Genomic DNA, 24,775 nt, shown 5'->3' on the forward strand with positions numbered 1-24,775 from the left:
CACTGATTAAACTCAATGAGGCCGGAAAGGGACGGATGGTCACAGCAGGCGGGGCCGCCCCGGTGATCTCGGGCGTCGGGATCTCCCGAATCGGTCGACGCACCGGCATCCCCGGCGCGGACCTGACGGTGCAGGCCGCGGCGGCCGCCATCGCCGACGCCGGGCTGACCGCGGCCGACATCGACGGCATCGTGACCCTCGGTGACACACCGGCCGCCGAAGCCGCTGCGCTGCTCGGTGTTTCAGATCCGGGTCGATTCGGTGAACCGTTCGGGCCGAGCGGCCTGCTGGAACCACTGGTGCAGGCCTGCGCGGCCGTCGCGGCCGGGCGTGCCCGCCACGTGCTCGTCTACCGCACCGTGCAGATGATGGGCGGCACTGTGGAGTCAGGCCAGAAGCAGAGCGCCCGCCCGCCCACGGATAAACCCGCGAAGGGCCCCGGCCCGTTCGACCATCTGCTTGCCGCCCATGCCTATTCGGCAGCCAACTGGCTGGCCATGCACTGCCGCCGACACATGGACGTGTACGGCACCACCAAGGAACAGCTGGGCTGGGTGGCGATCAACGCCCGGCGCAACGCCGGCCGGAACCCGCTGGCGGTCTACCGCGATCCGATCACGATGGACGATTACCTGAACTCGCGGCCCATCTCGTCGCCGCTCGGGCTGCTGGACTGCGATGTGCCGGTGGACGGGTCGATCGCGTTCGTGGTGTCCACCCCGCAACACCGGGCGGACAGCCCTTCCGGTGCGGTCACCGTCGAGGCCACCGGCGGAGCGTCCGGCGCGGGTGGATGGTACGAACGCCCGGACTACCCGAACATGGCGGCCACCGACGCCGCCGCCGATATGTGGTCGAAGACCGCGCTGTCACCCGGGGACGTCGACCTGGCCGAACTCTACGACGGATTCAGCTATCTGACGCTGGCCTGGCTCGAGGCCCTCGGTTTCTGCGCCGAAGGCGAGGCAGGCTCCTTCGTCGACGGCGGGACGCGGATCGCGGCGGACGGCGAACTGCCGCTGAACACCTACGGCGGGCAGTTGTCGGCCGGCCGGATGCACGGGTACTGGGTGCTGTACGAGGCCGTGCAACAACTGCGCGGCCGCGCGGCCCGACCGCGCTGCCGAAGCGGCCGGAGGTCGCCGTGGTGTCCGCCGGTGGCGGTCCGATCGCGGGATGTGTGCTGCTGACATGCTGACCGACGAGATCGTGGCTGCGGCCCGCCGGAATCCGGGCGCCGTGCTGGAAGTGCACAGCGACGTCAACCCCACGCAGACCACACTGGGTGAACTGTTCGCCGAAAGCTGCCGGCTGGCAGCCGGACTCACCGCGCTGGGTATCGGGCCCGGCGACGTCGTCGCGGTGCAGCTGCCGAACTGGCGCGAGTGCTTCGCCGCGCACGCCGCGGTCTGGCTGACCGGGGCGGTGGTCCTGCCGATCGTGCCGATCTACGGACCCGCCGAACTCCGGTCCATCGCACGCCGGTCCGGGGCGTGTGCGGTGATCCTGGCCCGCACCACACGCGGGCGGGACGCCGCGGGCACGCTGGCGGCGCTGGCCGACCTGCCCGGCCTGGACCACCGCGTCGTGGTCGGAGAGCGGTTGCCGGGCACCATCTCCTATGCAGACCTGGCCGACTGTGCTGCCACCGGCTTCGCGCCGGTATCCGGGGTGCACCCGGAGGACCGTTGCCTGCTGGTGTACACCTCGGGCACCACCGCAGAGCCCAAGGGCGTGCAGCACACCCATGCGAGCCTGCTGGGCGAGCTCGCCGCGACCGACGAAATGCGCTCCACCACAGACGATCGCATCACCCTGTCGGTGTTCCCGCCGGGACACATCGCCGGCACGCTCGGCATCCTGCGGATGCTGTGCCGGGCCGACACCACCGTCGCGATGGACACCTGGCACCCCGAGGCGGCGGCCCGGCTGATCCAGCGGCACTCGGTGAACAGCTCCGGTGGCGCGCCGATCCATCTGGCCGGCATCCTGGACGTCGCCGAGCGCGACGGCTTCGACCTGTCCAGTGTGCGGGAGTACACCACCGGCGCAGCCGGGGTCGCCGGAATGCTGATCCGCCGCGCCGCCGAATTCGGTGTCGGTGCCTACCGCTGCTACGGGTCGAGTGAACACCCGACCGTCAGTCTGGGGCGGCCGGAGGATCCGCTGGACAAGCGCGCGGACACCGACGGGCGGATCTGCCCGGGGACCGAGGTCAGGATCGTCGACGACGCGGGCCGGGACGTCTCGCCGGGTAACGCGGGTGAGATCCTCACTCGCGGACCCGAACTGTTCCGCGGATACACCGACGCCGAGCACAACAGCGCCGGGATGGCGGACGGGTGGTTCCACACCGGCGACGTCGGACGTCTCGACGCGGACGGCTACCTCATCATCACCGACCGGAAGAAGGACATCATCGTCCGCGGCGGCGAGAACATCTCGTCGAAGGAAGTCGAGGACGTCCTGGCCGGGCACCCGGCGGTCGCCGAGGCGGCCGCGGTCGGCGCGGCGGACGACGTCTACGGCGAACGGGTGTGCGCGTTCGTGGTGGTCAACTCGGGGCACCGGTTCGGAGTCGGCGACGCCGCAGCGCATTTCGCCGCGTGCGGTCTGGCGCGCCAGAAGACGCCCGAGCGGGTCGTCGTCGTCCCGGAACTCCCACGAACGGCCAGCGGCAAGGTGCAGAAGCATCTGCTCAGGGCGCAACTGTCATCGATCAACGACTGAAGGGCACGGACATGGGCACGGTCAACGGCAGGGTAGAAGGCAAGGTGGTACTGGTCACCGGCGGCGCCCGCGGACAGGGCCGCCGGCACGCGGTGCGCCTGGCCGAGGAAGGCGCCGACATCATCCTGTTCGACATCTGTCAGGACATCGAGCACAACGTGTACCCGCTGTCCACGGAGCAGGACCTCGAGGAGGCCTGCCGGGAGGTCGAGAAGTCCGGGCACCGGGTGGTTTCCGCGGCCGTCGACGTCCGCGACCGGTTCGCGCTGGAGACTGCGCTGGCCTCCGCGGTCGCCGAACTCGGCAAGCTCGACGTCGTCGTCGCCAACGCCGGAATCTGCCCGCTGGGCGATCAACCGATCGGGGCGTTCGCCGACGCGTTCGACGTCGACTTCGTCGGCGTGGTCAACACCGTGCACAGCGCGCTGCGGTATCTCTCGGCCGGAGCGTCCATCGTGACGGTCGGGTCGGTGGCGGGCCTGCTCGCCGAGAAGGCCGGTCCCGGTTCGGCGATGGGGCCCCAGGGGGCCGGCGGCGCCGGATACAACCTCGCCAAACAGTTCATCGACCGCTACACCATGGCGCTGGCGGCGCAGCTGGCCCCGCTGTCGATCCGCGCCAACGTGGTGCACCCGACCAACGTCAACACCCCGATGCTGCACCACGAGGCGATGTACAAGATGTTCCGGCCCGATCTCGAGCACCCCGCACTCGACGACGCGCTGCTGACGTTCCCGATGATGCAGGGCATGCCGATCCCGTACGTCGAACCGGAGGACATCTCGCACGCCGTCACCTACCTGGCCTCCGACGAATCGCGCTACGTCACCGGCGTGCAGCTCAAGGTCGATGCCGGCGCCAGCCTGAAGTTCTGAACATCGATGAGATGGGGAATGCCCTGGCCGGGAACGCAACTCGCACAGCGGTGTGAGGAGGCCGGCGCGGCGGCGTTCTGCGCCGGGGAGTTCGCCGACGCCAACGCCTACGTCAGCGCCGCGGAGATGGCGCACGGCACGGCGCGGGCCAGGATCGGCCCCGGGATCGCCTATGCGTTCGCCAGGTCCCCGTTCGTGCACGCCGCGGCGGCGCGCCACCTCGACAAGATCGCGCCGGGCCGCGTCTTCCTCGGTCTGGGGGCCGGCACCGCGCGGATGAACCGCGACTGGTTCGGGGTCGACTCGACCCACCCGGCGCGGCGCATGACGGAACTCGTCACATGCGTCCGGGCCTTCCTCGCCGCCGAGAACGACGAGAAGGTCCGCTTCGACGGCGACTTCTACTCGATCGACGCGTATGTCAGGGCACCGGTGCTGGGGCCCATCGACGTCCCGATCCTGCTGGGAGCGTTCAACATCCACATGATCCGCGCTGCGGGCAGCGTCGCCGACGGGATCCTCGGCCACGGCCTGTTCACCGACCGCTGGTGGGACGAGGTGGTGGACCCGCAGCTGAACCTCGGGGCGCAGCGGGCGGGGCGTGACCCCGCCGGGCTTCTTCGCTGGGGCTGGGTCATCACCGCCGTCGACGACGAGAACCCCGCCCGGGCGATCCAGGACGCCAAACGCCAGATCGCGTTCTACCTGACCGTCCGGACCTACGACGCGCTGGTCGAACTGCACGGCTGGCAGGACGAGGTCGCCGCGATCCGCGCGGACTTCGGCGCAGGCAACGTGCGTGACCTCGGTGCCCACGTCAGCGATGAGATGCTGCACGCGATGGCCGTCTGCGGGGACACCGCGCAGGCCCGCGCCATGCTGTCGGCCCGCAGGTGCCTGCCCGATCTCGGATTCGCGTCCCCGCCAGGGTTTCTGGTGAGCCCCCGACGCCGCAGCTTCTACGGCGGGCAGATCGCCGGACTGTTCGCAGAGATTGGAGCTGTGCTGTGACCGCAGAGCAGACCACCAGGCCGGAATCGGAGAACTTCGACCGGCTCTGGACCGGCGCCAAGGACTCGCCGCCGATCGTCTGGCTGGCCCGCCTCGGCGCGGTGTTCGTGGTCTTCCAGGCCTACGTGTACCTGCGCTGGATCTTCTCCGACGCGTTCACGCCGTCGCCGAACGGACCCGACGCGATCCCCGGCGCCACGATTGCCTGGATCCGGTTCTGGGAGATCGGCTGCCTGGTGCTGGGGGTCGGCCTGTTCTGGTTCATCATCGCCAAGATGCGCCGCGAGCGGCAGTTCCCCACGCTGGGCGTGTTCGTCTTCGCCTGGCTGCTGGCCGCCTGGCAGGACGTCGGCGTCAACGCCGTGCGTCCGGTGTTCGGGTACAGCGGCGGCTTCTTCAACATGGGCACCTGGGGGGAGTTCATCCCCGGCTGGGTGGAGAAGGGGCCCGAGAACCCGCAGCCGATCATCTACTTCCTGGCCAGCTACATCGTGCTGACCCCGCTGGCGATCATGGGCATCGACAAGCTCATCGAGACGGTCCGCAAGAGGTTCCCGCGGATCAACAAGGCCGGCGTGATCGCGTTCATGATCGCGTTGTTCTCCGTGCTGTGCATCGTGGCCGAACAGTTCTTCCACCGGATCGGCGCGTGGCACTACCTGCGGGTCAACGAGGACTGGGCGATCTTCCCCGGGACCATGCACCAGTTCCCCCTCTACGAGGGGATCTTCTTCGGCGGCGTGGTCACCGTGCTGTCCATCGGCATCTACTGCTTCCGGGACGACAACGCAATGATGCTCACCGACAGGGGAATCGAGCAGATCCGCCACACCCGGTGGCTGCCGGTCGTGCGCATCCTGGCGCTGACGGCGGTGTTCAACCTGATCATGATGGTGTTCATGCTGGGCTTCAACTTCGTCAACCAGCACGCCGACGTCCAGCCGGCCGAGGACGTGCCCAGCTACGTGCACCACGGCATGTGCGGTATCGACCCCAATCCGCCCTGCCCGCCCCCGGCCTGACCGTGCAGATCCGCCGATGGGCCGACACGGGACGCCCCGCGCTCGTCATGTACCCGGCCGGCACGCGAATCAGCTTCGGCGAGCTGGAATCCCGGGCGAACCGCGTCGCCCGGCACTTCCGCGCCGCGGGTCTGCGCGAGGGCGACGTGGTGGCCGTGCTGATGGAGAACAACGAGCATCTGCTCGCGATCCTGTGGGGCGCCCGGCGGGCTGGGCTCTACTACGCGACGATCAACACCCACCTGACGCCGGAGGAGACCGCCTACATCATCGACGACTGCGGCGCCGAGGCCGTCGTCGGTTCGGCCGCGCTGCAGACGCTGTGCGCCGCGGTGGAGCCGCACCTGCCGCGCGGGTTGCCCGGGCTACGGCTGATCGCCGACGCCGACCTCGACGGGTGGCAGCGCTACCCGGAATGCGTGGCCGGGTGCCCCGACAGCCCGCTGCCCGATGAGCGGGAGGGCGACCTGCTGCAGTACTCGTCGGGAACCACGGGCAAGCCCAAGGGAATTCGCCGCCCGCTGCCGCATCGCTCGCCGGACGAGGCCGGGGTGATGCTCGCGCCGCTGCTCGGTGCCGTCGGCATCGACGAGCAGGCCGTGTATCTGACCCCGGCGCCGCTGTACCACACGGCTCCGTCGTTCTGGTCGATGTCGGCGCAGGCACTCGGCGCCACGGTGGTGCTCATGGACAGGTTCACCCCCGAGGGTGCGCTGGAGGCCATCCAGATCCACGGTGTCACCCACGGGCAGTTCGTCCCGACCATGTTCGTGCGGATGCTGAAGCTGCCCACCGCCACCCGCACGGCCTACGACGTCTCCACGCTGCGCCGGGTGGTGCACGCCGCGGCACCGTGTCCGCGCGACATCAAGCGCCAGATGATCGAGTGGTGGGGCCCGATCGTCGACGAGTTCTACGGCGCCTCCGAAGGCGTCGGGGTGTCGTTCATCAGCGCCGAGGAATGGCTCACTCACCCCGGCTCGGTGGGACGCCCGCTGGTCGGAGCCGCGCACATCGTCGATGAGGACGGCCGGGAACTGCCGCCGGGAACAGCCGGTGACATCTACTTCGAAGGTGCGGGCACGTTCTCGTACCTCAACGACGAAGCCAAGACCGCCGCGGCGCACAACGACCGCGGCTGGGTCAGCGTCGGGGACATCGGCTACCTCGACGCCGACGGCTACCTGTACCTGACCGACCGCAGGCACCACATCATCATCTCCGGCGGCGTCAACATCTACCCGCAGGAGGCCGAGGATCTGTTGATCAGCCATCCGCGCGTGCTGGACGCGGCGGTGTTCGGAATTCCCGACGAGGCCATGGGGCAGTCGGTGACGGCCGTGGTGCAGACGGTCGATCCGGCGGACGCGACCGACGCGCTCGCCGGCGAACTTCTCGATTGGCTGCGCGCACGCCTGGCCCACTACAAATGCCCGCGATCGCTGTCGTTCACCGCCGAACTGCCGCGCACCGCGGTCGGCAAGTTGGACAAGCGGGATCTCGCCGCGCGCCACGCCGCCGACCGGCGCTGAAGCCGCAGGTCAACCTGTGAATTGCCTGTCAAGCACCGATTGACAGCCGATGGTTTGACGGACTAGATGTATGACACGCGGCACGCGATGTGTCACGCGCACGGCATCGGGGCGGGCGCCCGGGCGGCCTGATCGGGGGCGAGGGAATGGCAGCTGCCGGGCGGTCCCGGATCGCCAGGATCATCCGTCTGCTCGCGGTGCCGGTCGTGCTCGGTTGGGTGCTACTGACGGTCTTCAGCAATGTGGCGGTGCCGTCGCTGGAAGAGGTCGGGGAAGCCCACACCGTGGGGCTGAGCGCCCACGACGCGCCGTCGATGGTGTCGATGAAGCGGATCGGCGCCGATTTCGAGGAGTTCGACTCCGATAGCAGCGCGATGGTCGTGCTGGAAGGTGAGCAGCCGCTCGGCGGCGCGGCCCACCGCTACTACGACGAGCTGATCCGTGCGCTGGAAGCCGACACGGAACACGTCCAGCACGTCGCCGACTTCTGGGGCGATCCGCTCACCGCCTCCGGCGCGCAGAGCACCGACGGCAAGGCCGCCTATGTGCAGGTCTACCTGCAGGGCAATCAGGGTGAGCCGCGCGCCAACGAATCCGTTGCGGCGGTGCGGGACATCGTCGATTCGACGCCCGCGCCGCAGGGACTCAAGGCGTTCGTGACCGGCGGGGCGCCGCTGGTCGCCGATCAGCACAGCGCCGGGGACAAGAGCATCCTCCGCGTCACGCTGATCACGATCGGCGTGATCGCCGCGATGCTGCTGCTGGTCTACCGCTCGATCGCCACCATGGTGCTGATCCTGCTGATGGTGTTCGTCGAACTCGGAGCTGCCCGCGGCGTGGTGGCCGCGCTGGCGCACTACGAGTTCATCGGGCTGTCGACGTTCGCGGTCAACCTACTGACCCTGATGGTGATCGCCGCGGGCACCGACTACGCGATCTTCACCGTCGGCCGCTACCAGGAGGCCCGCGGCGCCGGTGACGACCCGGAGGCGGCGTACTACACGATGTTCGGCGGCACGGCGCATGTCGTGCTGGGCTCGGGACTGACGATCGCCGGTGCGATGCTGTGCCTGAGCTTCACCCGGCTCCCGTACTTCCAGACGATGGGTGTGCCGTGCGCGGTGGGCACGCTGGTCGCGGTGTTCGCGGCACTGACCCTCGGCCCGGCGGTCATCGCGATCGGCACCCGCTTCGGACTGTTCGAACCCAAGCGGGCCATCAGTTCCCGCGGGTGGCGTCGCATCGGCACCTCGGTGGTGCGCTGGCCCGGGCCGGTGCTGGCCGCGACGCTGGCCCTGGCGCTCATCGGCCTGGTCGCCCTGCCGGGCTACAAGACGAACTACGACGCCCGGGACTACCTTCCCGAGGACGTCCCGGCCAACGTCGGATACGCCGTCGCCGACCGGCATTTCGGCTCGGCGCGGATGAACCCGGAACTGCTGATGGTCGAAAGCGACCACGATCTGCGCAACCCGGCGGACTTCCTCGTCATCGACAAGATCGCCAAGGCGATCTTCCGGGTGCCCGGCGTGTCCCGGGTGCAGACGATGACCCGCCCCGACGGCAAGCCGATCAAACACACCACCATCCCGTTCCAGATGAGCATGCAGGGCACCACGCAACGGCTCAACGAGAAGTACATGCAGGACCGGATGGCCGACATGCTGGTGCAGGCCGACGAGCTGCAGACCACCATCGACACGATGACCCGGATGTCGGCGCTGATGCAGCAGATGTCGGAGACCACCCATCAGTTGGTGCAGAAGACGAAGGCGACCGCGGTCGACATCGCCGAGATCCGGGACAGGCTCGCCGATTTCGACGACTTCTTCCGGCCGGTCCGCAACTACTTCTACTGGGAGCCGCACTGCTACGACATCCCGGTGTGCTGGGCGCTGCGTTCGGTGTTCGACACCCTCGACGGCATCAACCCGCTGACCGACGACATCCAGGAGCTGGTACCCGAGCTCGAGCGGCTCGATTCGCTGTTGCCGCAACTGGTCGCGTTGCTGCCGAGTCAGATCGAGACGATGAAGAACATGCAGGCGATGATGCTGACGATGCGTCAGAGCCAGAAGGGCATGCAGGACCAGACGGCCGCGCAGCAGGACGACGCGAACGCGATGGGCGACGCGTTCGACGATTCGATGAACGACGACACGTTCTATCTGCCGCCGGAGGCGTTCGACAACGCCGACTTCAAACGCGGCATGGAGAACTTCCTGTCCCCGGACGGCAAGTCGGTGCGCTTCATCATCGGTCACGAGGGTGACCCGGCCACGATCGAGGGCATCTCGCGCGTGGTGCCGATCAAGACCGCGGCCAAGGAAGCGATCAAGGGCACCCCGCTGGAAGGGTCGACGGTGTACCTGGCCGGCACCGCCGCCACCTACAAGGACATGCGCGACGGTGCCTTCTACGACCTGTTGATCGCCGGGATCGCCGCTGTCACTTTGATTTTCGCCATCATGCTGATCATCACCCGCAGCATCGTCGCGGCGGCGACGATCGTCGGCACCGTCCTGGTGTCACTGGGGGCGTCGTTCGGGCTGTCGGTGCTCGTGTGGCAGCACATCCTGGGCCTCGAACTGCACTGGATGGTGTTGCCGATGTCGGTGATCCTGTTGTTGGCGGTCGGGTCGGACTACAACCTGCTGCTCGTGTCGCGGTTCAAGGAGGAACTGCCCGGCGGGTTGAAGACCGGGATCATCCGCGCCATGGCTGGAACCGGGTCGGTGGTGACGTCGGCCGGTCTGGTGTTCGCGTTCACGATGGCGTCGTTCGCGTTCAGCGACCTGCTCGTGATGGCGCAGGTGGGCACCACCATCGCCCTCGGGCTGCTGTTCGACACGCTGATCGTGCGGTCGTTCATGACGCCGGCGGTGGCGGCCCTGCTGGGGCGGTGGTTCTGGTGGCCGCAGCGGGTGCGCAGCCAGGCCTCGCAGCGCCGGTTGGCCCGGATCAGGAGCTGATCCGGCGCGCCAGCTCGCCGATCACGGTCGACTCGATCTTGGCCAGCAACTCTTCGGGGTTCTCGAAGACGTCCTTCGCGCCGGCCTCGCGCAGTTCACCGCGGGACACCCCGCCGCTCAGCACCGCGATGGACGGTACCCCGGCGCGTCCGGCGGCTTCGCAGTCCCACACCGCGTCGCCGAGGAACACCGCGTCGTCGGCGGTGACACCGGCCCGGTCCAGCGCGACGTGCACGATGTCGGGCTTCGGTTTGGCGGTGTCGACGTCTTCGGACGACGTCACCGCCGCCACCACGTCATCACTGTCCAGAACCTCACGCAGCAAGCGCAATTCGTCCTCGGGCGCCGAGGTCGCGAACACGACCTGCAGTCCCAGCTCGGCCACCCGGCGCAGGAGGTCGCGCGCGCCGGGCAGGGGAGTGAGCAGGCCGGAGGTCTCCCGGTAGAAGTCGCTGTGGCGAGCTTTGAGCCTGTCCAGCACGTCCTCGTCAACGTCGCCGGCCAGGGTCCGCATCAGCGTGGTGCCGTCCATGCCGATACACCGATGGATGCGCCAGCCCTCGACTGGGATGTCCTCGGTGTCGAACGCACGCAACCAGGCGCTCACGTGCAGATAGACCGAATCCACCAGCGTTCCGTCGATGTCGAAAAGGACGGCAGGCGCGGCTGTTTCGTTACTGGTCTGAGCACGGTCGTTCATGGGTCGTGGCATTACCCCGAGCGTCCCGGCTCAAACTCGGGGCACGGCTACCCGGCGCTGCTGTCGTTCGGCTGTCGGGAGCCGACTCTTCGGCCGCGGCACCGCGCTCGGCGGTGTCGCCTCCGGACGGGGCCTCGGATTCCCCGGTCTCCCCGTCGTCGGCGGCCGAGGCCGGCGCCACCGGATCGGCGGGGTCATCGGCGTCCTCGGGGTCTCCCGAGTCGTCCGGGTCCCCGGAGTCCGACGGAGGGTCTCGAGGTTCCCGGTCGGGGGCGTTCCCGTCGGCGGGGGCCCGGCCGTCGTCCGGTGGGGACCCGGACGGAGACGGTGCGGTGGTCGGCTTCTCGGCGCCTCCCGGGACTTCGGGCAGCCGCACGGGCGCCGCACCCATGTTCGGGATGTCGGTTGCTCCCGCGCCGGAGTCGGCCGGTGCGGAGATGGTGTCGCCGATCCGCTGCAGCGAGTCGACCAGATGCGCGACCGGGCCGGTGAGCTCACCGGCGACCGGAGTGGTGGCCTGCGGGCTCAGCAGGCCGGCGGGTGTCGCCGACGCCGTCGACGCGCCCGTTGAGGAAACCGTCGACGATCCGCGCCGGGATGTTGGTCAGGGCGCCGAACGCACCGACGGCGTCGAGTCGGAGCAGCGCTTTGACGACGTCGAGCACCGCGGAACCGGTGGCGAGTGCGCCGCCGGCGACCGGCAGGGCGAGCCGGACGATCAGACCGGCGGCGGTACGGAACGGCTCGCCGGAGCCGGCGACCCTGACCAGGTTGACCACGGGGACGGTGACGGAACGGGCCACCGCCTCGGCGATCGCCAGCGGGTCACCACTGCGCACCGCGGCGACGACGTCGGCGAACGCGGCCCTCTGGTTGTCCGCGACCGCCGTGACGATCGGCAAAGGTGCGGCCAGGTATTCGCCGAAGCGGTCGCCGGCGTTGTCCAGCGAGCGCATCAGCATCTGCGGGTAGTAGTCCAGCGGGTTGGGAGCGGCGGCGACGTCGACGGCCGAGTTGGTTATCGGGACGTCGGCGAAGGCCGGACCCGGATCGACGGGGGCGAATGCGATCACGCCCACGCCGACGAGAGCAACCCCGGTCGTCACCCACGGGCGAATCGAACTCGCCATCGCGCACCCCCAGCTGTCGATCGCCGGGAGCCGCGGCCGGGCAGCTGCCACTGGCGATCGGTCCCTAAAACTAACTCAACCGCAGGTCACTGCGTAAGTGTTGACGGCATGTCGTCACAGTGGCCCGGCGTGTCGGCGCGACATCGGATGCGGCGGGCTAGGTCAGCTCCGGTTGGGTAACCTTCGCCAATGACTGTCGCATCGATCAGGGGGATCCGGTGAGCGGGGGGTTGTTCGCACTGCTCGACGACGTGGCCGCGTTGGCGCGGCTGGCCGCGGCCTCCGTCGACGACATCGGCGCCGCCGCAGGCCGGGCGACGGCCAAGGCAGCGGGCGTCGTCATCGACGACACCGCGGTGACCCCGCAGTACGTGCACGGGATCGCCGCCGAGCGGGAACTGCCGATCATCAAGCGCATCGCGCTGGGATCGCTGCGCAACAAGATCGTGTTCATCCTGCCCGCCGCGCTGCTGCTCAGCCAGTTCGTGCCGTGGCTGTTGACACCGATCCTGATGCTCGGCGCGACCTATCTGTGCTTCGAGGGCGCGGAGAAGGTCTGGGGCAGGATCCGCGGCCACGACACGCACGGTGCGCCCGTCGCCGCGTCCGGCGCGGACGCCGAGAAGTTCATGGTCACCGGCGCGATCCGCACCGACTTCATCTTGTCGGCGGAGATCATGGTCATCGCGCTCAACGAGGTGGCCGATCAGGCGTTCGTGCCGCGCCTGCTCATCCTGCTGGTGGTGGCCGTGGTGATCACCGTCGCGGTGTACGGGGTGGTCGCCGGGATCGTGAAGATGGACGACGTGGGCCTGAGCCTGACCGGGCGTTCGTCGGCGATCGCCCAGAAGGTCGGCCGCGGTCTGGTGGCCGGCATGCCGAAGCTGCTGTCGGCGCTGTCGGTGATCGGCACGGTGGCGATGCTGTGGGTGGGCGGGCACATCCTGCTGGTGGGCACCGACGAACTCGGCTGGCACGCGCCCTACGGCGTGGTCCACCACGCCGAGGAGTACGTCCACCACGTCGGCGGGGTCGGCGGGGTGCTGGCCTGGCTGGTCAACACCGGCGCGTCGGCAGTGATCGGCCTGGTCGTCGGTGCGCTGGTGGTGGCCGTCGTGCACGTGCTGCCGTTCGGGCGCAAAGCCAAGCACTGACCGGATCAGTCGCCGGCGGCGAACCGGCTGTCGAAAGCGGCCCGCCGGAGCGCGAGCATGGTCTGACGCTGCGCGGCGGTGACGTAGGTCGTGGTGGGTGGCAGCACCGCCGCGAGGTCCGGGAGGCGCACCAGGCGGGCGGTCACCGTCGGAGTCGGTGAGGACGCCAGGTCGAGGTCCTGGAATCGCAACGACAGCGTGCCCTTGTTCAGGCCGCCGGTGGACACCCAGTTGTACACACCGGGGTCGGTCGGCGCGATCACGAACGTGTAGGAGCCGTCCGGGTTCTGGTGCGCCTGGGCGTTGTTCAGACTCGTCTGGTCGGCACGATAGTCGCCGGTGATCGTCCACAGGTTGGTGACGGGGACGGTGAAGTAGCGGGCGTTGCCCGGGGTGACCGTGACGACGAGTGCCTCGTCGTCGCCGAGATGGAAGTAGCCGGCGCTCTGCAACTGGGTGGCCAGGAACTCGGCGTTGCGTGACGGGTCCTTGAGCACGTTCGCCCCCAGCCGCCCGCCGGTTTCCGGGTCGGTGGTGGCGACCTTGATGTACTTCGATTCCATGCCCAGCCCGAGCGCCATGATCACGGCGGTGAACGCCCCACGCAGGATCCGCGGCGGCTCCTTCATCGGCGGGATCAACGACACCAGCGCCGTGAGCAGTGGGCTCCTGGTCACCATCGGCCCGAGTCCGGGGATCGCGAAACCGCCGAGCTGACTGAACAAGCTGTCGCGCGGACCTGACAGACGTTCGATGGACAGGCTCATCGGCGGTTGGGTGGTCCAGTCCGACAACGTGTTCCGCACCGCGATCAGCGTGGTGTCCGCGGTCAGCCGCAGGTGGTTGCGCTGCCCGGGCGCCGCGGGGGAGCCACTGACGGTGATGGTGAACGAACCGTCCGGTGCGACTTCGAGTTGGCGGCCGCTGAGGTTGTCCGCGGTGATGCCCGACAGGCCGGTCAGCACGCTGAAGTTGGTGTCCGCCGGAGTTTCGCCGGTGAACCGGCCCCGGATCACGTAGGTGGAGGTCATGTTCACCCCGGTGAAGCGGTACACCGTGTCGGGGTTGTCGTAGAGGATGCGCGAGCCCTGCACGTCCTGGCCGAACCAGCTGTGCGGCGGCGCGACCTGGGTGACCACGGTCGGCCTCATCGGGTTGAGCAGCTGCTGCTGGAACGCCGCGCCCATCGCGTACTCGTCGACCGCGCGGCCCAGCTGGGCGAGGTTCTCCCGGTCGGGCCCGCCGATGTCGCCGTACTCGCGGTGCGCGGTGGCCAGCCACCCGGCCCCCAGCACGAACTTCATCAGCCGCACCGGCCAGGTCTGCACGGTCTCGGCGGCGATCCGCTCCGCTTCGAGCTGCTGCGCGGTGGCCAGCGGACTCGTCGCAGAGACCTGCGGCGACGCCGCGGGCTCGGGGGCGGCCTCCCGGCGCGCGGATCCGGCCACCATCCACGCCGCAGCGGGTGCGGGGCTGCCGGGTTCGTCGGTGACCTCCACCTCGCCCGTGTCGGGTTCGGCGTCCGCGTCGGGTTCGGCGTCCGCGTCGGGTTCGGGGGAGGCGACGGTGACGGTGGTGCGGTCGCCGCGACGTTCGGGTGCGTCGCTGTCGTCTTCGGCGGCGTCGTTTTCGGTGTCGTTTTCGTCGGCGGGTGGCTCCTCGGCCGCGTCGTCCTGCGCGTCGGCGTCGGTGTCGGTCTTGTCGGCGTCGTCGCGGTCGGCCGGCCCCGGATCGCTCTCGGACGCGGCACTGGACGGTGATTCCGCGCTTGCGGTGCCGTCATCCGCCGCTGCGACAGCGGAGGCGTTGGCGATCGCCAGCCCGATGCCCAGCGCGACCGCGAGTGAACCGACCCGGCCGATGACCGGCCCGTGGCGCACGAACGCAGTGGACACCGCTTCTGCCGAACGCCCCGTTGCTGCCACGAGCGCCGTCCTTTCCTGCGACCGTGCCCGTACGGTAGCGCCACGCCCCTTGTCTTCCCGCCGAAATCGCATTCCGTGAGGGCTTTTCCGGGGTGTTCACGCCGTGGTCGCAGTCTCGGCGACGGGTTTCTGCCACCGGTGCGGCCAATTTCTGCCAGCCGAAATTATTGCTCTGACCTGCCGGTTCTAGCCATCAGAAGCAGAAAAGAAACACACCGCCAGGGAAGAAGTTGAGACCAATGAAGAACCTCACCATTGCCACCGCGTTCGCCGCCGGCCTGGGTGCTGCAGTCCTCGGACTGGCTGCCCCGGCTGCTGCCGCACCGTCGGGCTCCAACGCCGATGCCACCATCAGCCAGCTCGAAGCCCAGGGCCACCGCGTGGTCGTCAATCGCCTCTCGGACGCTCCGCTGAGCGAAGCCAGTGTCGTGGGCATCAACAAGGGTGGCGACATCCGCTCCACCACCCGCGACTACTTCAACGACCGCACCTACCAGAACACCAAGACCGGCAACAGCATCTACTACGTCGACGTCAAGTAACCCGACAGAGCTTCCCGGGTGACAGGGCCACCTCCGTAAAAAGGGGTGGCCCTGTTGCGTGCGTTCAGTCCTCGCTGCTGACCCGGTCCCCGAGGAACGCCAGCAGCCGAGGATCGGCACTGCTGAACCGGGCGGCCTCCTCGCCGCCGTCGCAGCGCAGCAACGCGACCGTCGCCCCGGACGAGCCGCGGTCGATCACCCGCCACACCGCGCCCGCGTCCTCCCACCGTTGCAACTCGGCGACGCGGTCTTCGGTCATCAGCTCACCCTCTCACCTAAGCTCCGCCTCATGCACGGTGCTCTGGGTGTCGCCATCGCCGCGACGTTCATCTGGCTGGGCATGGTGGTCGCGATCTCCTTCGTGGAGGCGCCGCTGAAGTTCCGGGCGCCCGGCGTGACGCTCCAGATCGGGCTCGGGATCGGGCGTCTGGTGTTCCGTGCGCTCAACGGCTGCGAGGCGGTGCTGGCGGCGACGGCGGTGACGGTCACGCTGCTCAGCGGTGGCTCGACGGCGGCGCTGGCGGCGCTGCTCACCGCCACCGGGATGCTCGCCGGTCAGATCGTGTTCGTCCGGCCGGCATTGACCCGGCGCTCCGACCGGGTGTTGGCCGGCGCCGAGGGGCCGCGTTCGCGGGCGCACTTCGTCTACGTCGCCCTGGAGCTGGTCAAGGTCGTCGCGCTGATCATCGGCGGCGTGCTACTCCTGACGTAGCGAATGTAGGTAAACCTTGCCTCACCTGCTCGGGTAGGCTCTGCGGTCACGATGACTGACGTTCTGCCGATCCTTCCGCGGGAGCTCACCGAGATCAGTGACGAGGTGCGCGCCGTGCCGCCGCCGCCGATCCCCATCCTCGCTGAGCCGTACCAGATCCGGCTCGTCGACCCGGACGCCGATGCGGCGATGATCTCGGAGTGGATGAACCGTCCGCACCTGGCCGAGGCCTGGGAGTACGACCGGCCGGTGCAGTGGTGGCACGGCTACCTGCGCGCGCAGCTGGCCGGCCGGTACTCGCGCCCGTTGATCGGCATGTTCAAGGGTGAGCCGCACGGGTACATCGAGGTGTACCGCGCGGCAAAGGATTCCATCGCCCCGAGGTATGACGCCCATCCCTACGATCTGGGTCTGCACGCCGCGATAGCCGACCTCGACATCGTCAACCGCGGCTTCGGGCCGATCCTGTTGCCCCGCCTGGCGGCCAGCCTGTTCGCGATCGAATCACAGTGCCGTCGCATCATGTTCGACCCCGACCACCGCAACGTCGGCGCCCGCCGGCTGTGCGAGTACGCCCGATGTGACTTCCTCGGCGAACACCAGATGTCGAACCGGCGGATGGCGCTGTACGCGCTGAACCGGCCCGTCTAGTCGGATGCTGCTGCGCCGCCGATCATCTCGGCGTAGCTGTCGAAATCCGGTTTCATCGCCGCGGCCACCAGTTCCCAGAGCACCTCGTCGGTGCCGCCACCCACCCGGGCGAGTTTCATGTCACGCCACCACCGGCCCAGCGGTGTCTCGTCGACGAGGTAACCCGAACCGCCGAAGATGTGCATGCACTCGGAGAGCACCTCTTCACCGAGCCTGGCCGCGGTGACCTTCACCGCGGCGGCAGCGCGCAGATCGAGCTTGCCCTGCGCGGCGATGCCGTTGAGGCCGTGGCGGAGCAGGTCGACGCGGGCCTGCAGATCGGCCATCCGCAATCGCAGCGCCTGATGCTCGAAAAGTGTTGCGCCGAACTGTCGACGCTGCACCATGCGCGCGTGGGTGACACCCAGTACGCGCTGACAGGAGGACGCCACCTGGCCGGCGATGGACATGCGTTCGTGCGCGAGTCCCCATGAGATCGCCGCCAGCCCGGTCCCGGGGCGCGCCACCAGATGGTCGGCCGGAACCCAGGTGTCGATGTGCACGGCCGCGGTGTCCAACGGGCCGGCGCCGACCTTGCGGTACGGCTCCTGGACCTGCACCTGGGTGGTGGGCACGGCGATCACCAGCACGTTGCCGTGCCTGCTGGTGGGGTCGTTGTCCATACCGCGGGCCACGACGAGGATGTGATCGGCGATGGGGGACAGCGACACGAACTTCTTGACCCCGCGGACGTGGAAGCCGTCACCGACCGAGTGGACCTCGGTCTCGACGATCTGCAGGTCCGAACCGCCGGACTCCTCCGAGGCGCCGATGCACAGCACCGCCTCGCCGTCCACGGCCTGCTCGCACAACGCCTTCAGGTGGTCGGACCTGGCGAACCGGCGCAGCACCGCGATCGCCGAATCATGCAGGCTGACACCGACGCCGATGCCCGCCGAACCCAGCCGGCCGAGATGGAACGCCAGCTCGTTGAGCTTGGCCACATCGGGGTGCTGGCCACCCGCAGGGCCCCACTTGCTTCGGAAAACCCCTGCGGCGCCGAGGTGTTCGATGAGCTTGCGGGGGAACCGTTCGGAGGCTTCTGCTTCGGCGGTCCATTCGGTCACCGTGTCGCCGAACACCTCCGCGAGCAGGTCGCGGTAGCTGTCGACGTCGGTGGACGGCGAGGTCATACCCGTGCAGCCTCCAGATCTCGTTTGACTTGCAGACGCCGCAGCTTGCCCGAGGACGTCCGGGGCAGTGACCCGGGGGCCAGGAACACGACGTCGGCGGGGACGACGCCGCAGTGCGACGCGACCCGCTGCACCACTTCGCTTCTCGCGCCCGCTTCGTCGGGACCGCGGAACTCGGCGGCGATGATCAGGCCCTGCCGGGCCGAGTCGCCGTCGGTGCCGACCGCGACGACGGCGCCGTCACGGACACCGCGGACCTGCGCCGCGATCCGTTCCACCTCGCTGGGGAAGATGTTGCGTCCGGCCACGGTGATGAGTTCCTTGACCCGGCCGCAGACCACCAGCCCGTCGTCGGTGAGGTATCCGAGATCACCGGTGCGGAACCACTGACCGGCAGGCGGCGGTTCCTCGCCCAGGTAACCCGTCATCATCGACGTCCCGCGAATCTCGATCTCGCCGATGACATGATCACCGGCGAGGCCGGAGTGCTCGGATTCCGAGATCCGCAGTTCCATCCCGGGAATCGGGCGGCCGAGCACCGCGTGGCGACGTACCGCGTCGGTGTCGGGGTCGGTGACCTCCTCCACCAGCAGGCCCGTCCCCGGCGCGGGGGAGGTCACCGCACAGGTCGACTCGGCCAGCCCGTAGGACGGGGCCGCGGCGCGCGGGTCGAGCCCGAACCGGGCCAGCTCGTCGAGGAACAGCCGGAAGCCCTCGCAGTCGATGGGCTCGCCGCCGTTGATGGCGAACCGCAGGCGGCCCAGGTCGACGTCGGGGACCCGCCGCGCGTACTTGCCGATCACCGAGTACGCGAAATTCGGTGCGGCGGTGAGGCTCGCGCGGCTCTCCGACAGCCAGCTCAGCCACCGGAACGGCGACGCGGCGAATGCGGCGGTCGGTGCGACCCACATGTCGGCACCGGACAGGAACCCGGTGAGCAGGAACGTCAGCCCCATGTCGTGGTAGAGCGGGAGCCATGTCAGCCCGATGTCCTCGGCCGGGTCGGCTCCGGTGTGCTGCAGCAGCGCGGCGACGTTGTTCAGCACCGCCTCGGGCGAGAGCATCGCGGTGCGTGGGGTTCCGGTGAAGCCGGCCGTGCCCTGCAGCACCGCGGCGGAGCCGTCGGGGGCGGCCTGCGGCGCCAGGGTGCTCGACCGCTGCGCGTGACCGACTTCGCGCACGTCGTGCAGCGTCAGCGGTGATCCGTTGGTGCGCAACAACTCCAGCTGTGAGCCGTGACTGAAGACCTGCGCGACGCCGATGCCTGCGAAGCGTTCGGCGGTGGCGTGCGCCCACTGCTGGTCGTCGGCACCGCGCACGGGCCCGGGCAGGATCGACAGCGGGCGGCCGGCCAGCCAGGCGCCCTGGATCCCGGCGACGAATTCCACCGTGGGTTCGCCGACGAGGCCGACGGCGCCGTCGGGTCCGTCCAGTACCCGGGCGGCGATGTTCTCCGCGCGCGCATGCACTTCCGGCCACGGGTGCCGGTTCCACCGGCCGGTGTCGCGGTCGAGCAGCACCAGGTCCCGCGGCGAGGACGTCATCGCCCGCGACAGTGCCGAGGCCAGAGCGCTCACTGAGCCGCGGGCGTCTTCGCCAGGATGGCCTGCTCGAGATCGCCGACGGTGTTGCAGGTCAGCAGGTCTTCCTCCGACAGCGCGACGCCGAGCTTGTCCTCGATCGCGACCATGCCGACCGCGAACGCCACCGAGTCCAGGCCGACGTCGTCGATCAGGCGCGAATCCCGCGTGATGCGGGTGACGTCGACGTTCAGGTCGTCGCGCAGGATCTCCTCAAGGGCGGCGCTGAGGCCATGCGGGGGTGACGTGCTCATGGCGGCAGAGGTTACCTCGTCGGATAAAGATAGGCTACCCTCACTTCTGCTACGGGGGTGCGGAGCCCAGATCGCCGAACCGGCGTCCCGCGTGCACCTCCAGCATCCCGGCCAACGACTCGACGGTCACCAGCCCCGCCTGTGCGGTGACCTCGTCGATGATCGGGTAGCACGAGGCGATGTCGGCCGCGGTGCCGACGATGACCGTGCACACCGGGACGTGCCGGGTGATCTGCAGGAAGCGGTCCCCGTGCGGCTCCTCGTCGCCGCGAAAACCCCAGAGCGCCCGCAGCACCGTGGCGCCACCGGCGTGTCCGGACTCCCTCAGCCGGCGGATCAGCGCGCGGTGGACGGGGCCGCCACGGGCCGGGGCCTCCTCGGTGTGCACGGTGACGCGCTGGAAGCGTCCGTGCTTCGGTAACGCGGCCGGCGTCCACCCACCGGATCTGCAGACCTCGGTGGGCGCCACGCTGAGCACCGCGTCGGGCAGTGCGGCGCGGAGCTCGTCGACGGCAGCCGCGGCCTGGGCCGCGGTGCCGACCCCCGTGACGGACAGCGGCACGTCGGAGTTCCCGCCGAAGAACCGCGCCCGGCGGCGGTGCCCGGCGACCGCGCCGTCGACGCCGAGAAAGACGTCGGCGGCGGCGAAGCCGTGGCGGCGCAACATCTCGCAGACCGCGACGTAGCCCGACGTGCCGGCCACGCGGTGGTGGCGCCCCAGATGAAGCGACAGACGCACCGTGGCGACGTCGTCGGGGACCCGCTGCCTGCCGTGCTCGATCGTCAGCATTCCGCTGGTGACCAGAGGAGCCGCGGCGTCGGCGAGTTCACGCACCCGTGCCGGGCTGTCGGTCGCCCAGACGGTCACCGGCGGGTCCTCCGACAGGCTCAGCGTGAGATCGCTGCGGATGAGGTGGGCCGGACCGAATCCGGCGATGCCGCGCAGCACCACACTGGCCGCGATGCCCCGCTGCGCGCACAGGTCCGTCAGCGCGTCGGCGACGAACCGGTCCGCGCTGCGCTGCCGTTCGGCGAAGTACACGCGCAGCGTCGAGCGCTGCTCGCTCACAGCAGTGCCCCCAGCCACTGGCCCAGCGCCGCGGCCGCCAGCCCCAGCACCACGCTGACCACGAGATTGGCCACGGCAGAGGCGATCTGGCGTTCCTCGGCGAGGCGCTGGGTCTCCAGCATCCAGGTCGAGAACGTGGTGTAGGAGCCGACGAACGCAGTGCCGGCCAGCAGCGCCAGCTCGGCGGGCAGCATCAGCCCGGCCAGGAAGCCGAGCAGCAGCGCCCCGCTGATGTTGACGACCAGCGTGCCGACCGGGAACGGCCGGGCCGCCCGCCGCGACACCGCACGGTCGACGGTCAGCCGCGCCACCGCGCCCAACCCGCCCAGCAGTACGACGCCGAGCCAGAGCAGAACCGTCATCGGCGCCATCCGCCGCGACGCACCAGCGCGGTGCCGACGAACACGGCCGACAGCCCGGCGGCGATGCTGGCCGTGGTGTATCCGGCGGCCAGCGCGTAATGGCCGTGTTCGACCATCGACAACGTCTCGACCTGCATGGTGGAGAACGTCGTCAGCCCGCCGCACAGGCCGGTGCCCAGGAACGGTCGCCGGTAGCTGGAGACCGGCAGCCGTTCCAGCAGGCGGGTGACCAGCACGCCGAGCAGGAACGCGCCGACGACGTTGACGGTGAACGTGGGCCACGGCCACCGGCCGGGGTCGGCAGCGGCCAGTTCCCCGAAGCCGGCGCGCGCCAGCGTGCCCAGCGCGCCACCGGCGAACACGGCAGCCAGTTCACGCCGGTCGTGGGCCATGTGCGAAGTATGCCGCCCCGGAGGCGGTCCGGAGCGTCACCAAGGAGCAGAATCGACACCATGGCGGCCAACCCCCGCGCCGGGCAGCCGGCGCAAGCAGAGGACCTCATCGACATCGCGGCGGTGGTGACGGCGTACTACACGCTCGCCCCCGACCCCGACAACGTGGACCAGCAGGTGGCGTTCGGCACGTCGGGCCATCGAGGCTCGAGCCTGGACGCGGCGTTCAACGAGGCGCACATCCTGGCCACCACGCAGGCGATCGTGGAGTACCGCGCGGCCCAGGGGACCACGGGCCCGCTGTTCATCGGCCGCGACACCCACGCGCTGTCCGAGCCGGCCTGGGCCTCCGCGCTGGAGGTCCTCGCCGCCAATGACGTTGTCGCGATGATCGATTCGGCGGACCGGTACACCCCGACGCCTGCGGTCAGCCATGCCATCCTGTCGTTCAACCGAGGCCGGGAGGGTGACCTCGCCGACGGGATCGTCGTGACGCCGTCGCACAACCCGCCGCGCGACGGCGGCTTCAAGTACAACCCGCCCAACGGTGGGCCAGGCCGACACCGACGCCACCAGCGTGATCGCCAAACGGGCCAACGAGATCCTGCGCGGCGGGCTCGCCGACGTGAAGCGCATCCCGTTGACGCGGGCGCTGGGCACCGCGCAGCGGCACGACTACCTCGACGCCTACGTCGCCGACCTGTCCAACGTCGTCGACCTGCACGCGATCAGCGCCGAGGGCATCCGCATCGGCGCCGACCCGCTCGGCGGGGCCAGCGTCGACTACTGGGGTGCGATCGCCGAGCGGTACAACCTCGACCTGACCGTGGTGAACCCGTTGGTCGACGCGACGTGGCGGTTCATGACACTGGACACCGACGGCAAGATCCGGATGGACTGCAGCTCGCCGAACGCGATGGCCTCGCTCATCGCCAACCGGGACCGGTATCAGATCGCCACCGGCAACGACGCGGACTCCGACCGGCACGGGATCGTCACCCCCGACGGCGGGTTGCTCAACCCGAACCACTATCTGGCCGTGGCGATCGACTACCTGTTCGCGCACCGCCGGGAGTGGGCGGCCGGGACGGCGGTCGGCAAGACCGCGGTCAGTTCGTCGATCATCGACCGCGTGGTGGCCGGTCTGGACCGCAGGCTGGTCGAGGTGCCCGTCGGTTTCAAGTGGTTCGTCAACGGGCTCATCGACGGGTCGATCGGGTTCGGCGGCGAGGAGAGTGCGGGGGCGTCGTTCCTGCGCCGCGACGGCTCGGTGTGGACGACCGACAAGGACGGCATCATCCTGGCGCTGCTGGCGTCGGAGATCCTCGCCGTGACCGGTACGTCGCCGTCGCAGAGGTACGCCGAGCTGACCGAGCGCTACGGCGCGCCGGCGTACGCCCGCATCGACGCCCCGGCGAATCGGGAGCAGAAGGCGCGGCTGGCCAAGCTGTCGCCCGAGCAGGTCACCGCGACCGAGCTGGCGGGCGAGCCGATCACCGCGAAACTGACCTCGGCGCCCGGCAACGGCGCACCGCTGGGCGGGCTGAAGGTGACGACCGAGAACGCCTGGTTCGCCGCGCGGCCGTCGGGCACCGAGGACGTCTACAAGATCTACGCCGAATCATTCCGCGGCCCTGACCATCTCGTGGAGGTCCAGGACGCCGCCCGAGATGTGGTGGCGGCGGTCATTTCGTGATGTGGGTCATTTCGTGAGTTCGCGCACGGAGGACGACTGTCCGGGCACAACCAGGCAGAAGCTGCCCCGCGAGGTGTGGGTACTGGTCGTCGCCAACTTCGTGGTGGCGCTGGGCTACGGCGTGGTGGCTCCGGTGCTGCCGCAGTACGCACGCCATTTCGGGGTCAGCATCGCCGCCGCGACGTTCGTCATCACCGCGTTCGCGGTGATGCGGCTGGTGGGCGCGCCGTCGGCGGGGATGCTCGTGCAGCGGCTGGGGGAGCGGCGGATCTACCTCAGCGGCCTGATCATCGTCGCGCTGTCCACGGCTGCCTGCGCGTTCGCCGAAACCTATTGGCAGCTGCTGCTTTTCCGCTCGCTGGGCGGCATCGGTTCGGCGATGTTCACGGTGTCCTCGCTGGGGCTGATGATCCGGATATCACCGCCGGATGCGCGCGGCCGGGTCGCCGGCCTGTTCTCGTCCGGTTTCATGGTCGGCTCGGTGGGCGGCCCCGTGCTGGGCAGCCTGACGGCCGGGTTCGGTCTGTCGGCGCCCTTCCTGATCTACGGCGCCGCGCTGCTGGTGGCCGCGACGGTGGTGTTCGTCAGCCTGCGCAACTCGACGGTGGTCGGTGGTGAGGACGAGGACGTGGAGCCGCCGGTGCCGTTCCGGGCCGTGTTCGGCCATCGCGCCTACCGGGCGGCGTTGTTCTCCAACTTCGCGACGGGGTGGGCGTCGTTCGGGTTGCGCATCGCACTGGTACCGCTGTTCGTGGTGGAGGTGCTGGGCCGCAGCCCGGGCGCGCGGCCTGGCGCTGACGGCGTTCGCGGTGGGCAACATCTCCGTCGTCATCCCGAGCGGGCACCTGTCGGACCGGCTCGGACGGCGCAAGCTGATGATCTTCGGGCTGGCGCTGGCAGCGGTCTCGACCGCGCTGGTGGGGTTCACCAGCTCGTTCCCGGTGTTCCTGGCGGCGGCCTACGTGGCCGGTGCGGCCACTGGGATCTTCGTCTCACCGCAGCAGGCCGCGGTCGCCGACGTGGTGGGCAACAAGTCGCGCGGGGGCACGGCGATCGCGACGTTCCAGATGATGGCCGACCTGGGCTCGATCGGCGGCTCGCTGCTGGTGGGACTGATCGCGCAGTACACGTCGTTCGGGTGGGCGTTCCTGGTCAGCGGCATCATCCTCGCCATCGCCGCGGTCGGCTGGATCTTCGCCCCCGAGACGCGGCCCCGGGCGTCGACCGAGCACACGAAGGCCCGCCCGCTCGGTCCGGAGGCTGGTGGCGAAGTCCCGTGACCAGCGATTTTGAA

The 24,775-nt window shown here is 69.5% G+C and carries 20 protein-coding genes and 3 pseudogenes; 13 read left to right on the forward strand and 10 right to left on the reverse strand.

Annotation, left to right across the window (positions count from 1 at the left end):
• Positions 1-35: 35 nt before the first annotated feature.
• From C6A87_RS08910 to C6A87_RS08940, 7 genes and pseudogenes are all read left to right on the forward strand, one after another.
• Positions 36-1,198, forward strand: a pseudogene (locus C6A87_RS08910) (thiolase family protein).
• Complete coding sequence (locus C6A87_RS08915) at positions 1,177-2,730, forward strand: AMP-binding protein (protein WP_311116902.1); 1,554 nt, start codon at positions 1,177-1,179, stop codon at positions 2,728-2,730. Before C6A87_RS08910 ends, C6A87_RS08915 begins: the two are co-directional and overlap by 22 nt.
• Positions 2,731-2,741: 11 nt before the next feature.
• Positions 2,742-3,605: a mycofactocin-coupled SDR family oxidoreductase gene (locus C6A87_RS08920; protein WP_311116903.1), complete on the forward strand. Its 864-nt coding sequence runs from the start codon at positions 2,742-2,744 to the stop codon at positions 3,603-3,605.
• 6 nt (positions 3,606-3,611) lie between these two features.
• Positions 3,612-4,616: an LLM class flavin-dependent oxidoreductase gene (locus C6A87_RS08925; RefSeq protein ID WP_311116904.1), complete on the forward strand. Its 1,005-nt coding sequence runs from the start codon at positions 3,612-3,614 to the stop codon at positions 4,614-4,616.
• Positions 4,613-5,638 (forward strand): spirocyclase AveC family protein, encoded by a 1,026-nt coding sequence (locus C6A87_RS08930; protein WP_311116905.1) that lies wholly within the window; start codon positions 4,613-4,615, stop codon positions 5,636-5,638. The genes C6A87_RS08925 and C6A87_RS08930 overlap by 4 nt, the downstream gene beginning before the upstream one ends.
• A gap of 2 nt (positions 5,639-5,640) precedes the next feature.
• The gene (gene fadD4 / locus C6A87_RS08935) at positions 5,641-7,170 is read left to right on the forward strand and encodes a fatty-acid--CoA ligase FadD4 (RefSeq protein ID WP_311117864.1); all 1,530 of its coding nucleotides are present in this window, start codon (positions 5,641-5,643) and stop codon (positions 7,168-7,170) included.
• A gap of 146 nt (positions 7,171-7,316) precedes the next feature.
• Positions 7,317-10,142 carry an MMPL family transporter gene (locus tag C6A87_RS08940; RefSeq protein ID WP_311116906.1) on the forward strand — a complete coding sequence of 942 codons (2,826 nt, stop codon included), beginning with the start codon at positions 7,317-7,319 and terminating at the stop codon, positions 10,140-10,142.
• On the opposite strand, the gene C6A87_RS08945 is transcribed toward C6A87_RS08940, so the two are convergent.
• Together C6A87_RS08945 and C6A87_RS08950 are read right to left on the reverse strand one after the other, a co-directional pair.
• Positions 10,132-10,842, reverse strand: a complete 711-nt coding sequence (locus C6A87_RS08945; protein ID WP_311116907.1) for an HAD family hydrolase — start codon at positions 10,840-10,842, stop codon at positions 10,132-10,134. The two genes, C6A87_RS08940 and C6A87_RS08945, sit on opposite strands and share 11 nt — an antisense overlap.
• A 494-nt stretch (positions 10,843-11,336) precedes the next feature.
• Positions 11,337-11,972 (reverse strand): hypothetical protein, encoded by a 636-nt coding sequence (locus C6A87_RS08950; protein ID WP_311116908.1) that lies wholly within the window; start codon positions 11,970-11,972, stop codon positions 11,337-11,339.
• Between the two features lie 218 nt (positions 11,973-12,190).
• Between C6A87_RS08950 and C6A87_RS08955 the strand changes: the two genes are divergently transcribed.
• Positions 12,191-13,126 carry a DUF808 domain-containing protein gene (locus C6A87_RS08955; RefSeq protein ID WP_311116909.1) on the forward strand — a complete coding sequence of 312 codons (936 nt, stop codon included), beginning with the start codon at positions 12,191-12,193 and terminating at the stop codon, positions 13,124-13,126.
• A 5-nt stretch (positions 13,127-13,131) separates the two neighbouring features.
• Here the strand turns inward: C6A87_RS08955 and C6A87_RS08960 are convergent, their stop codons facing one another.
• Complete coding sequence (locus C6A87_RS08960; RefSeq protein WP_311116910.1) at positions 13,132-15,123, reverse strand: DUF1214 domain-containing protein; 1,992 nt, start codon at positions 15,121-15,123, stop codon at positions 13,132-13,134.
• A gap of 167 nt (positions 15,124-15,290) precedes the next feature.
• Here C6A87_RS08960 and C6A87_RS08965 point away from each other — a divergent pair, with 167 nt between their 5' ends.
• On the forward strand, positions 15,291-15,593 hold the full coding sequence (locus C6A87_RS08965; protein WP_311116448.1) for a hypothetical protein: 303 nt from the start codon (positions 15,291-15,293) through the stop codon (positions 15,591-15,593).
• Positions 15,594-15,657: 64 nt separating this feature from the next.
• Here the strand turns inward: C6A87_RS08965 and C6A87_RS08970 are convergent, their stop codons facing one another.
• Entirely contained in the window at positions 15,658-15,852 is a 195-nt protein-coding gene (locus C6A87_RS08970) for a hypothetical protein (RefSeq protein ID WP_311116911.1), read from the reverse strand.
• Between the two features lie 30 nt (positions 15,853-15,882).
• On the opposite strand from C6A87_RS08970, the gene C6A87_RS08975 reads away from it, so the two are divergent.
• The gene (locus tag C6A87_RS08975) at positions 15,883-16,305 is read left to right on the forward strand and encodes a hypothetical protein (protein WP_311116912.1); all 423 of its coding nucleotides are present in this window, start codon (positions 15,883-15,885) and stop codon (positions 16,303-16,305) included.
• A 51-nt stretch (positions 16,306-16,356) separates the two neighbouring features.
• Entirely contained in the window at positions 16,357-16,956 is a 600-nt protein-coding gene (locus C6A87_RS08980; protein ID WP_311116913.1) for a GNAT family N-acetyltransferase, read from the forward strand.
• Here C6A87_RS08980 and mbtN read toward each other — a convergent pair.
• Genes mbtN through crcB (C6A87_RS09010) form a run of 6 tightly spaced genes read right to left on the reverse strand, consistent with a single transcriptional unit; the run spans position 16,953 to position 21,785 of the window.
• Positions 16,953-18,128: a mycobactin biosynthesis acyl-ACP dehydrogenase MbtN gene (gene mbtN / locus C6A87_RS08985; protein ID WP_311116914.1), complete on the reverse strand. Its 1,176-nt coding sequence runs from the start codon at positions 18,126-18,128 to the stop codon at positions 16,953-16,955. The genes C6A87_RS08980 and mbtN overlap by 4 nt on opposite strands.
• Complete coding sequence (gene mbtM, locus C6A87_RS08990; protein WP_311116915.1) at positions 18,125-19,705, reverse strand: long-chain-fatty acid--ACP ligase MbtM; 1,581 nt, start codon at positions 19,703-19,705, stop codon at positions 18,125-18,127. The genes mbtN and mbtM overlap by 4 nt, the downstream gene beginning before the upstream one ends.
• On the reverse strand, positions 19,702-19,962 hold the full coding sequence (locus C6A87_RS08995; RefSeq protein WP_311116916.1) for an acyl carrier protein: 261 nt from the start codon (positions 19,960-19,962) through the stop codon (positions 19,702-19,704). The genes mbtM and C6A87_RS08995 overlap by 4 nt, the downstream gene beginning before the upstream one ends.
• Before the next feature lie 49 nt (positions 19,963-20,011).
• A complete protein-coding gene (locus tag C6A87_RS09000; protein WP_311116917.1) occupies positions 20,012-21,031 on the reverse strand; it encodes a DUF190 domain-containing protein in 1,020 nt (339 codons plus the stop codon).
• Positions 21,028-21,393, reverse strand: coding sequence for a fluoride efflux transporter CrcB (gene crcB / locus C6A87_RS09005; RefSeq protein ID WP_311116918.1), 366 nt, complete (start codon positions 21,391-21,393; stop codon positions 21,028-21,030). The genes C6A87_RS09000 and crcB (C6A87_RS09005) overlap by 4 nt, the downstream gene beginning before the upstream one ends.
• Positions 21,390-21,785 (reverse strand): fluoride efflux transporter CrcB, encoded by a 396-nt coding sequence (gene crcB / locus C6A87_RS09010; RefSeq protein ID WP_311116919.1) that lies wholly within the window; start codon positions 21,783-21,785, stop codon positions 21,390-21,392. The genes crcB (C6A87_RS09005) and crcB (C6A87_RS09010) overlap by 4 nt, the downstream gene beginning before the upstream one ends.
• Before the next feature lie 60 nt (positions 21,786-21,845).
• Here crcB (C6A87_RS09010) and pgm point away from each other — a divergent pair.
• Positions 21,846-23,481 (forward strand): annotated as a pseudogene (pgm, locus tag C6A87_RS09015) (phosphoglucomutase (alpha-D-glucose-1,6-bisphosphate-dependent)).
• A gap of 13 nt (positions 23,482-23,494) precedes the next feature.
• A pseudogene (locus tag C6A87_RS09020) lies at positions 23,495-24,761 on the forward strand (MFS transporter).
• The last annotated feature ends 14 nt before the right edge of the window (positions 24,762-24,775 follow it).

The sequence above is a fragment of the Mycobacterium sp. ITM-2016-00317 genome (assembly GCF_002968295.1).
Taxonomy (GTDB): domain Bacteria; phylum Actinomycetota; class Actinomycetes; order Mycobacteriales; family Mycobacteriaceae; genus Mycobacterium.

What these genes read in the sequence shown, in the direction of transcription:
- C6A87_RS08960 (WP_311116910.1), bottom strand. Translation starts at nt 15,123, where the DNA reads ATGCGATTTCGGCGGGAAGACAAGGGGCGTGGCGCTACCGTACGGGCA.
- crcB (WP_311116919.1), bottom strand. Translation starts at nt 21,785, where the DNA reads ATGGCCCACGACCGGCGTGAACTGGCTGCCGTGTTCGCCGGTGGCGCG.
- crcB (WP_311116918.1), bottom strand. Translation starts at nt 21,393, where the DNA reads ATGACGGTTCTGCTCTGGCTCGGCGTCGTACTGCTGGGCGGGTTGGGC.
- mbtN (WP_311116914.1), bottom strand. Translation starts at nt 18,128, where the DNA reads ATGACCTCGCCGTCCACCGACGTCGACAGCTACCGCGACCTGCTCGCG.
- C6A87_RS08920 (WP_311116903.1), top strand. Translation starts at nt 2,742, where the DNA reads ATGGGCACGGTCAACGGCAGGGTAGAAGGCAAGGTGGTACTGGTCACC.
- C6A87_RS08925 (WP_311116904.1), top strand. Translation starts at nt 3,612, where the DNA reads ATGAGATGGGGAATGCCCTGGCCGGGAACGCAACTCGCACAGCGGTGT.
- C6A87_RS08975 (WP_311116912.1), top strand. Translation starts at nt 15,883, where the DNA reads ATGCACGGTGCTCTGGGTGTCGCCATCGCCGCGACGTTCATCTGGCTG.
- C6A87_RS08950 (WP_311116908.1), bottom strand. Translation starts at nt 11,972, where the DNA reads ATGGCGAGTTCGATTCGCCCGTGGGTGACGACCGGGGTTGCTCTCGTC.
- C6A87_RS08945 (WP_311116907.1), bottom strand. Translation starts at nt 10,842, where the DNA reads ATGAACGACCGTGCTCAGACCAGTAACGAAACAGCCGCGCCTGCCGTC.
- C6A87_RS08980 (WP_311116913.1), top strand. Translation starts at nt 16,357, where the DNA reads ATGACTGACGTTCTGCCGATCCTTCCGCGGGAGCTCACCGAGATCAGT.
- C6A87_RS08995 (WP_311116916.1), bottom strand. Translation starts at nt 19,962, where the DNA reads ATGAGCACGTCACCCCCGCATGGCCTCAGCGCCGCCCTTGAGGAGATC.
- C6A87_RS08965 (WP_311116448.1), top strand. Translation starts at nt 15,291, where the DNA reads ATGAAGAACCTCACCATTGCCACCGCGTTCGCCGCCGGCCTGGGTGCT.
- C6A87_RS08940 (WP_311116906.1), top strand. Translation starts at nt 7,317, where the DNA reads ATGGCAGCTGCCGGGCGGTCCCGGATCGCCAGGATCATCCGTCTGCTC.
- C6A87_RS08915 (WP_311116902.1), top strand. Translation starts at nt 1,177, where the DNA reads ATGTGTGCTGCTGACATGCTGACCGACGAGATCGTGGCTGCGGCCCGC.
- C6A87_RS08970 (WP_311116911.1), bottom strand. Translation starts at nt 15,852, where the DNA reads ATGACCGAAGACCGCGTCGCCGAGTTGCAACGGTGGGAGGACGCGGGC.